This window comes from Bacillus sp. AM 13(2015), from assembly GCF_001518755.1.
Lineage (GTDB): Bacteria > Bacillota > Bacilli > Bacillales > Bacillaceae > Bacillus > Bacillus safensis.
Genome location: NZ_LKCP01000025.1, coordinates 1 through 8070, shown reverse-complemented (window position 1 = coordinate 8070; position 8070 = coordinate 1). Strand labels below are relative to the sequence as shown.

At 38.3% G+C, this 8070-nt stretch carries 10 protein-coding genes and 1 pseudogene; 3 read left to right on the top strand and 8 right to left on the bottom strand.

Annotated features, from left to right (window positions below; translation table 11 throughout):
* Positions 1–19: 19 nt before the first annotated feature.
* Positions 20–1051, top strand: a pseudogene (locus AOQ70_RS03020) (substrate-binding domain-containing protein); the annotation flags it as partial.
* A 149-nt stretch (positions 1052–1200) separates the two neighbouring features.
* Here the strand turns inward: AOQ70_RS03020 and AOQ70_RS03015 are convergent.
* The 5 genes from AOQ70_RS03015 to AOQ70_RS02995 form a co-directional block, all read right to left on the bottom strand.
* Positions 1201–1926, bottom strand: a complete 726-nt coding sequence (locus AOQ70_RS03015) for a DsbA family oxidoreductase (protein WP_059374823.1) — start codon at positions 1924–1926, stop codon at positions 1201–1203.
* Positions 1927–2065: 139 nt separating this feature from the next.
* Entirely contained in the window at positions 2066–2623 is a 558-nt protein-coding gene (gene hxlB, locus AOQ70_RS03010; protein WP_059374821.1) for a 6-phospho-3-hexuloisomerase, read from the bottom strand.
* The gene (hxlA, locus tag AOQ70_RS03005; RefSeq protein WP_039180128.1) at positions 2620–3252 is read right to left on the bottom strand and encodes a 3-hexulose-6-phosphate synthase; all 633 of its coding nucleotides are present in this window, start codon (positions 3250–3252) and stop codon (positions 2620–2622) included. The genes hxlB and hxlA overlap by 4 nt, the downstream gene beginning before the upstream one ends.
* Before the next feature lie 233 nt (positions 3253–3485).
* Positions 3486–3842, bottom strand: a complete 357-nt coding sequence (locus AOQ70_RS03000) for a winged helix-turn-helix transcriptional regulator (RefSeq protein WP_012010675.1) — start codon at positions 3840–3842, stop codon at positions 3486–3488.
* 75 nt (positions 3843–3917) lie between these two features.
* Complete coding sequence (locus AOQ70_RS02995) at positions 3918–4787, bottom strand: alpha/beta hydrolase (RefSeq protein WP_059374820.1); 870 nt, start codon at positions 4785–4787, stop codon at positions 3918–3920.
* Positions 4788–4816: 29 nt separating this feature from the next.
* Between AOQ70_RS02995 and AOQ70_RS19505 the strand changes: the two genes are divergently transcribed.
* A complete protein-coding gene (locus AOQ70_RS19505; RefSeq protein WP_156417731.1) occupies positions 4817–4957 on the top strand; it encodes a hypothetical protein in 141 nt (46 codons plus the stop codon).
* Positions 4958–5178: 221 nt separating this feature from the next.
* Here the strand turns inward: AOQ70_RS19505 and AOQ70_RS20150 are convergent, their stop codons facing one another.
* From AOQ70_RS20150 to AOQ70_RS02980, 3 genes are all read right to left on the bottom strand, one after another.
* A complete protein-coding gene (locus tag AOQ70_RS20150) occupies positions 5179–5382 on the bottom strand; it encodes a hypothetical protein (protein ID WP_371412185.1) in 204 nt (67 codons plus the stop codon).
* Between the two features lie 284 nt (positions 5383–5666).
* Complete coding sequence (locus tag AOQ70_RS02985; RefSeq protein WP_059374818.1) at positions 5667–6326, bottom strand: hypothetical protein; 660 nt, start codon at positions 6324–6326, stop codon at positions 5667–5669.
* A 64-nt stretch (positions 6327–6390) separates the two neighbouring features.
* Positions 6391–6993 carry a TetR/AcrR family transcriptional regulator gene (locus AOQ70_RS02980; RefSeq protein ID WP_059374815.1) on the bottom strand — a complete coding sequence of 201 codons (603 nt, stop codon included), beginning with the start codon at positions 6991–6993 and terminating at the stop codon, positions 6391–6393.
* A gap of 129 nt (positions 6994–7122) precedes the next feature.
* Between AOQ70_RS02980 and cyoE the strand changes: the two genes are divergently transcribed.
* Entirely contained in the window at positions 7123–8028 is a 906-nt protein-coding gene (cyoE, locus tag AOQ70_RS02975; RefSeq protein ID WP_099663475.1) for a heme o synthase, read from the top strand.
* Positions 8029–8070 lie beyond the last annotated feature (42 nt).

Below are 8070 nucleotides of genomic sequence, written 5' to 3'. Positions count from 1 at the left end.
ATAAAACAAACTACACAGGGATTATCGGATCGGGGAGCGCATTCCAACCGAATCAAGCCTGCAAGACATGTATCAAGTAAGCAGACATACAGTTCGAAAAGCCATTTTGGAATTGTCCAGCGAAGGATTTTTGCGCAGCGAAAAAGGTTCAGGCACATTTGTGACCAATCAATATCAAACAAAACCTGCGGGACATGCACATATGAAAACGATTGGGGTCATTACAACATACATATCCGATTACATTTTCCCTTCCATCATTCGAGGCATTGAAAGCCGATTAAACGAAGAGAACTATTCCTTGTTACTGGCAAGCACAAATAACGATGTTGAGCAGGAGAAAAAAGCACTGGAAATGATGCTGTCTTTTGGGGTGGACGGACTTATTGTCGAGCCGACGAAAAGCAATTTATATAATCCAAACATTTCGTACTACTTATCCTTTAAAGAACAGGATGTACCGCTCATTATGATCAATGCCTATTATGAGCAGCTAGAGGTTCCTTTTCTCTGTTTAGATGATGTGAAGTCCAGCTATTTAGCCACAAAAGAGCTGATCACCTCGGGCCATCAGCAAATTGGACTTATTTCAAAAACAGATGATTTACAGGGGAAATATCGGATGAAGGGCTATATTCAAGCGCTAGGTGAAGCGAAGCTTAATTTCCTGCCTGAGCATGTGCTCTTTTTCGATACAGAATCGAAGCAGCATTTGGGGGAGCAAATTCACACATTTCTGATGGCGCACAGACATGAACTGACCGCCCTTGTTTGCTATAACGATGAGGTGGGATTAGAAGTCGCCAGCGTATGCAGCGAAATCGGGCTGTCCATTCCAGATGATCTCTCGATTATTGGACAGGATAATTCGTATATTGCCCAGAAAAATGCCCATGTGAAGCTGACAACACTGACCCATCCACAGGAGCAAATGGGCCGTGATGCAGCAGACTGGATGATTAAAAAAGTACAAGGGAAAAAGAATCTACCTGATCAAACGTTTTACGAGCCTGAATTGGTTCCAGGTGAAACGATCAAACGAATAAAATGAGCCCTTGCCGCAGGTGGCTCATTTTATTTTAGATTCCAGCATAAGGCGTGAATGGTTCGGCTCCCTGAAATGAAAGACATGTGTTTCCCCTCATTCATCATGAATCAATAAAAAATCCCCATCTTATAAAAAGATAGGGAACATATCTATTACGCCTCTTCTTTAGGGGAAGGCACCGCACATACGCCATCTGCACATGCTGCTTCAAACGCATTGTCAGCAGCTTTCTCTGCTTGAGCTGCTTCCTCTGTCCAAGCTGTTTCAAGTGCGCGCAGGAACGTATCTGCTGGCTGTGCACCTGCAACTGAATACTTGTCATTGATCAAGAAAAATGGAACAGCATTGATACCAAGCTGTCTCGCTTCTTGTTCGTCTTTTCGGACATGATCTGCAAATTCCTCGCTGTCAAGAGCTTGCTCTACTTCCTTTAAGTCAAGACCTGCTTTTTCTGCAATGTCTAAAAGAGTTTGACGGTCACCAACATGCTTTCCATCTGTAAAATACGCTTGAAACAACTCTCCCATGACGAAATCACCTTTCCCCTTTTGACCAGCATATTGCGCCAATCGATGAGCATCAAAAGTGTTTGTCAACACGAGCGGATCGAATTGAAAATCGATTCCTTTCTCTTTACCAGCCTGCTTCACCTGCTCATTCATTGCCATGGCCTGGCTGCGGCTCATGCCATATTTTTTGACAAGCATATCGTGAACGTCATGATCGACATCAACAGGTGCATGTGGATCAAGCTCAAAGCTTTTAAACTCTATCTCTACCTGTTCCTTCTCTGGAAATTGTTCTAGCGCTGTTTCCAGCTGTTTTTTTCCTATATAACAAAAAGGACAGGCGATATCTGACCAAATTTGTACTTTCATGTTCATCTTCCTTCCGTGCTGCACTTTTTCTTTAACGATGTAACAATTATAGTTACATCAAATAGATGATGTCAAGATTCTGATCTTGTTTTAAATGAAAAAGCCTCTCCTTTTAAGAAAGGAAAGGCTTTGAAAATATCTATTCTAAATTTGCATGGTGACCGTACATTGTATGTGTGTCGAGCTCTTTTATTTCCATTAACCTTAAAATGACCGCATCGTATGTCAGAAGAAGCGACTGCTCAAATAGTGAGCCCATTGGCTGAATGGTATGATGGTTTCCTTCCTGTTGATCCTTCGGTGCACCTGACAATAAGATGACTTCATCCGATAGATCAGCTAAAAGTGACTCAGCAGAAAGCGTGAACGTTGCCACTTTTCCGCCAAATGCTTTTGCTTTTTTTGCAAGGACAAGTAAAGACTCTGTACGGCCAGAGCCGCTCCCCACAATCAAAAGATCCTCTTCTGTAAAAGAAGGCGTATTCGTTTCACCAATTACATATGCCTTGACGCCAATATGAGTAAGTCTCATCGCAAACGATTTTCCCATCAAGCCAGATCTGCCTGCACCTGTCACAAAGACTTTTTGTGCAGATAAAATACTTGTGACCAGGCGCTCTGCTTGTTCGTCTTGAATGGCTGACGAATGCTCAGAAAGCTCATTTAAAATGGCTTTCACATAGTCGCTGGTCTTCATGATTGTGCGATCAGCTGCTTCATTTGTGCAGCCACTTCTGCTTTATTGTCCTGGCTTGCGATACCGCCGCCGACAATGATTAAATCAGGGTTTAATTTCACGACTTCAGGTAACGTATCAAGCTTAATTCCACCTGCAATCGCTGTTTTCGCTTGCTTGACAACTTCTTTAATCGTCATAAGATCAGCAAATGAATTTTGACCAACCGCTTGTAGGTCATAGCCTGTATGCACACAAATATAATCGACTCCAAGCGCATCCAGCTCTTTTGCACGGCCTGCGATATCTTTGATGCCAATCATATCAACTAAAATTTGTTTTCCTCTTGCTTTCGCTTCTTTCACCGCTCCTTGAATGGACATGTCTTCTGCCGCTGCAAGAATGGTGACGATATCTGCTCCTGCTTCGGATGCCTGCTGCACTTCATAGCCGGCAGCATCCATAATTTTTAGATCAGCGAGTACACGTAAATTCGGAAAAGCCTGCTTGACTTCTTTTACAGCACGAAGCCCTTCGTTAATCACAACAGGTGTCCCAATTTCGACCACATCAATAGATGCTTCTACTTCTTTGATCAGCTCAATGGCCTCTGGTATATTCACTAAATCTAATGCTAATTGTAATTTCATCAACTTTCACTCCCGTTTTTCATCTCATCTTCAAGAGCTCCGCGGATGATGCATCTTGAACGATGAAATGAGTATAACAACAGGAATGACGCAATGTAAGTACGCACTTTTTTTTTACATACTATACTTTTCCGCATATGGTTACAAAAAAGATACTGTCTTTTGGGCAGTATCTCAGGGTAAAGACAAAGGGCTAAAATAAAGTTATTTTAGCCCTACAATCGGTAGTCTTTCTATTTATCATCTTTTAAGAAATTGCTGTCGAGATATTGTTTTCCCCAATCATACATCGCCTCTAAAATCGGCATTAAGCTTTCTCCTAGTTCTGTGAGAGAATACTCAACCTTTGGCGGGACGACAGGATAAACCTCCCGGTGCACAATGTGATCTTCCTCTAATTCTCTTAGCTGATTGACAAGCATTCTTTGCGTAATCCCAGGCATTAACGACTTTAACTCACCAAAACGTTTTGTCCCTTCTCTGCCCAGATGCCATAAAATCAGCATTTTCCACTTACCGCCGATAATATTCAGCGTCAGCTCCTTTTCGCAGTTGAACACTTTATTTTCCATTCGTGATGACAACGACATACACTCCTTTAATAACAAACCACTTAGGTTTTATCATAACTGCAACAAAATGGATTGCCTAGCATATGGTCTTCGTTATTGATTTTGTTTTTTGACAAAAGCCATCACAGCCTCCGTCATTTTTTGTGCTTCTTTTGACGCTCTGTCTGATCCAAACCATTTATTCAGGTCACTGTGGCTCAGCGTATGCACCCGAAAAACAAACCGAGAGCCTTTATCATGGTTCAGTTTTTCAGCAAATCTGTACACCTCAGGATTTTCCCAGCCCGTCACCAAATAGACAGGCGGTAAATTCTTTTGATTCATATAAGTAACAGGTGATGCCTTTGTCCAATTCTCCTCTTGTTTGCCAAAGACTTTTTTGTACGATGGGATGGCTTGTATAAATTGATTAATGTTTAACGGCCCATCTAAAATCACGATGGAATTGATCGTTGTTGGCGACAGCCCCACACGTTTTAAGTAGGTCGAATCTGTGGCAACCAGCGCCGTCAAATGACCGCCCGCTGAGTGACCCATGACATTGATTTTTGATGAATCAATTTGATATTCATCCGCATGATCCTTCACCCATTTAATGGCGTTTGCCGTATCATCTGCCATCTGCTCATAGTTGGCATTAGGGTGAAGCCTGTAATTCATCGAAACAAACACATATCCTTGACCTGTAAAATAATCAGCCTTTGAAGCGACTCTATTCTTATCGCCGCCTGTCCAGCCGCCGCCATGGAGATAGATCATGACTGGATGCTTCTTCTTTTTGTCTTCATCTTTGCCCTTCGGCATATACATATCGAGGGTTTGCTGTTTATTTTGTGTGTCTGCATAATGGATGTTTGTAGTCGGTTTAGGCTGGTTGAAACGGAACACAAAGAATGCGCATACCAATAAGCCAGCGATGACCGCCGCAAATAAGAGCCATTTCAAGATTCGATTCAATGTCATTGCACCTTTCTGTGTTGGGATGGGGAAACATGAGTAGCAGATATGTAGATAAACTAGCACCATTCAATTCGATACTAGATTCATATTGGATGTGCAAAAGCAAAACAATTGATCAAGTCGTCATATTCATTATACTCTTTAAAGTAGTGGAATTCATTGATTTGCTTTAGATGACTGATATCGAAATCAGGGATTTGCTTCTGATTTTTCCATCTAAAAACCTTGTCATTGTTTGTCCTCCAAGAGGTTATTGTATAAATGCAATGATTCGTTTTCTTGTTTCCTCATGGTACTGGATATAGGAATGTAATAAAGGATACGATTCAAGAATATGTTGATAGGTTTTAATTTGTGGATATTGCTCTTCAAATGACTGACGTAGCACGTTTAACTATTTTTTTGGTATTCGTTTATTATCGATCACATAACTTAAGCTGCCTGCAACAAGTGAAAAAAATAAATAAAAATCATCTGAGGGCATACCAGTTTCTTCTTCAAAAGAGACGATATCATCTGGATAAGCGGAATCTAACAAGTATTGATAGCGCTGCTTCAAATCATTGATTAAGCCTTGTTTATCTTGGCTGAACTTCATGGACCTTTCCCCTTTCTCTCATTGTTTGTAAATTCTCATCTAGACTTTTATGTTAAATAGAAAATTTGCATTTGCATCAGATTCTTCAAGTATTTCATTGTTCAAGTGCCATATCCCATGAGGATGGTAGCTACATTAGATTCATCTTTCTAAACTACTAAACATTTCATTTACTCTCCTAACAAAACATGTCACGGAGTTTGTATATATTCTTCAAATGATATAAAGTCCGAATTCGCTTAAGATTTTCTGATCTCCTGTAAAAATAACATCTGTTTGTCTTATCACAATAACCGTAAACTTGTATAAACAGGTTTATTTGTATGTTTGAATAGTGCTACTTCATGATCAGTTAACCACTTAAGCTCTCGCATATGATAAGAAATTTCTTCCAAATAGATATCGGTTTTAGCAATTAGTTTTTTAGATAATATCTTTCTTTTATTGTCTTCAATGACAAGATAGAGAGTAAACTGCTTTAGATCTAACTCGATCAGAGGATATGCTTTCTTTTTTTTATCGGGGCTTAGTTTTGTTTGTTTTCCTTTTATCTCAGCTTTATATTTCTTTTCTTTCATTTTTTGAAATGTCGCTTTGACGAGCTGACTGTCCCAATTTTTTAATTCACACAGATAGAGCATCGCTTTTTCCAAAGTATCAGCTAAGATCTTTTTCTTATTTGTTGCATTTTGAAATTCACTGTAACAGAAGGGTACTTCTAGCTCGTAAGTATTTTTTAAAAATAAGATGTCAGGTTCATTTTTAGAAGTACTAATTAATTTGTAGTCTTTAAAAGATCCACATATAAAAACAATAGCCTCACAATCTTTCGTTTGAATTCTTTTCCCTAATTCCCATAAAAACATTTCAGTTATACAAAGGGATTGGCTAGCTAAGTTCCCACAATCGTCAGCTGACATTAATTGGATATATTTCAAATACACTTCTTATAATCCTCCTTTCTAGAATCACTTTCTCCACCACATTCAAACTAAGGAACCTTAATTTCTATTTATAGGAAATTAATCTTTTTAAGGATTTTTCTAATAAATCACGTGGTATATGGTCTTGACTAATAAAATGAAATATTGCTATACCATTTTCCAATGAGAGAATTGTCCATGCCATTTCTTCAGGTGAAAGAGTACATGTAAGATTCTCTTTTTCTATTAAATTCTCAATGGATTGAGAGATTTGTTTTACCGATTGTAGGATCATATTTGACCACTGACACCTTACTTCCTCATTTCTCATTGAATACAAAAGAAATTCCATATTTAGCAGGCTCCACGTCCGATTTTCTTCACAATTTTGAATAGACTGTTGATTCATTTTTTCTGGAAAGTGTAAAAGAGAAGGCTGTTCTGCTAATAAAGCATTGATTTTTTTAACATGTAATTGCATTTGTTGTTCCAATAGAGCCAGAAAGATCTCTTCCTTTGAATGGAAATGCGCATAAAAGGCCCCTTTGCTAAATCCCGCATATTCTGCCAATTTATCAATGGAGACCCCATGAAAACCATACTTGGCGAAATTCTCAACTGCAGAATTTATGAGTAATTTCCGTGTTTCATCTTTCCTTTCATTTTGCGTTTTTCTTTGTCTAATCATTCCTTTACCTCCTTATCTTGACAATCATACCATATAGAATTAATATACCAATTAGTATATTAATTCTATATGGTATATATCTTGATGTACAGCATAAACAATTAATCGCTATGGAAAAGGAGCAAAACAATGCGAAAGATGGGGAAAAAAATTCACAAAACGAAAAGGGACATAATCGCTCAAACAGTTAAATCAGGAATTATTACATCAAATTTAATCCCAATGTGTGCTGGCTTAACCTTGGCATTATACACTTATCAAATTGACATCCTTCATAAATCTATTGAGATACTATTTGCATTTACAGGTTCAATTTTATTAATTGGTGCTGCTGGAGCTTTAAACAATTTGTATGATAGGGACATAGATTCCGTGATGAATAGAACAAAAAACAGACCTACTGTAACAGGAGAAGTCAATCTTAAAAAAGTTCTATGGCTTAGTATCTTAATGTCTATTTTAGGATTGATTTTTTTAGCATTTACAACCTATCTAGCAGCTATTATAGGATTGATTGGTTTACTTTTTTATATTTTCCCTTATACAATGTGGAGTAAAAGAAAAACCGTTTACAACACAGAAATTGGTAGTATTTCTGGGGCAATGCCGCCTCTCATTGGTTGGACGGCTATTTCAACAGACATCTCACACCCAGCTATTCTGGGATTATTTTTCATTACAATTATTTGGCAGATGCCGCATTTTTACTCAATAGCTATTCGAAAGCAAAATGAATACAAGGCAGCAAACATTCCCATGTTACCTGTTGTAAAAGGAATGAAAAGAACATACTTGCAAACCAATCTTTATATCTTAGCAATAACCTTAAGCAGTTTTCTTTTCCGTTCTTTAAGCATAGGGCTTGTGCTTATGTCTTTTTTTCTAGGTTTTATATGGATTTGTTTAAGTATTTTAGGTTACAAGCGAATGAATTCAGAGAAGTGGGCATCATTTATGTTTGTCTATTCACTAATTTATATGACAACTCTTTATTCAACGGTCATTATCTATACTCTTACTCGGCAGATTTTTTGATTTATTCAAACCTTAGTTATGTAGATGACCATAAAAAAGTTC

What these genes read in the sequence shown, in the direction of transcription:
- AOQ70_RS03015 (WP_059374823.1), bottom strand. Translation starts at nt 1,926, where the DNA reads ATGAAAGTACAAATTTGGTCAGATATCGCCTGTCCTTTTTGTTATATA.
- hxlB (WP_059374821.1), bottom strand. Translation starts at nt 2,623, where the DNA reads ATGAAGACCAGCGACTATGTGAAAGCCATTTTAAATGAGCTTTCTGAG.
- hxlA (WP_039180128.1), bottom strand. Translation starts at nt 3,252, where the DNA reads ATGAAATTACAATTAGCATTAGATTTAGTGAATATACCAGAGGCCATT.
- AOQ70_RS03000 (WP_012010675.1), bottom strand. Translation starts at nt 3,842, where the DNA reads ATGTCGTTGTCATCACGAATGGAAAATAAAGTGTTCAACTGCGAAAAG.
- AOQ70_RS02995 (WP_059374820.1), bottom strand. Translation starts at nt 4,787, where the DNA reads ATGACATTGAATCGAATCTTGAAATGGCTCTTATTTGCGGCGGTCATC.
- AOQ70_RS19505 (WP_156417731.1), top strand. Translation starts at nt 4,817, where the DNA reads ATGAGTAGCAGATATGTAGATAAACTAGCACCATTCAATTCGATACTA.
- AOQ70_RS20150 (WP_371412185.1), bottom strand. Translation starts at nt 5,382, where the DNA reads ATGAAGTTCAGCCAAGATAAACAAGGCTTAATCAATGATTTGAAGCAG.
- AOQ70_RS02980 (WP_059374815.1), bottom strand. Translation starts at nt 6,993, where the DNA reads ATGATTAGACAAAGAAAAACGCAAAATGAAAGGAAAGATGAAACACGG.
- cyoE (WP_099663475.1), top strand. Translation starts at nt 7,123, where the DNA reads ATGCGAAAGATGGGGAAAAAAATTCACAAAACGAAAAGGGACATAATC.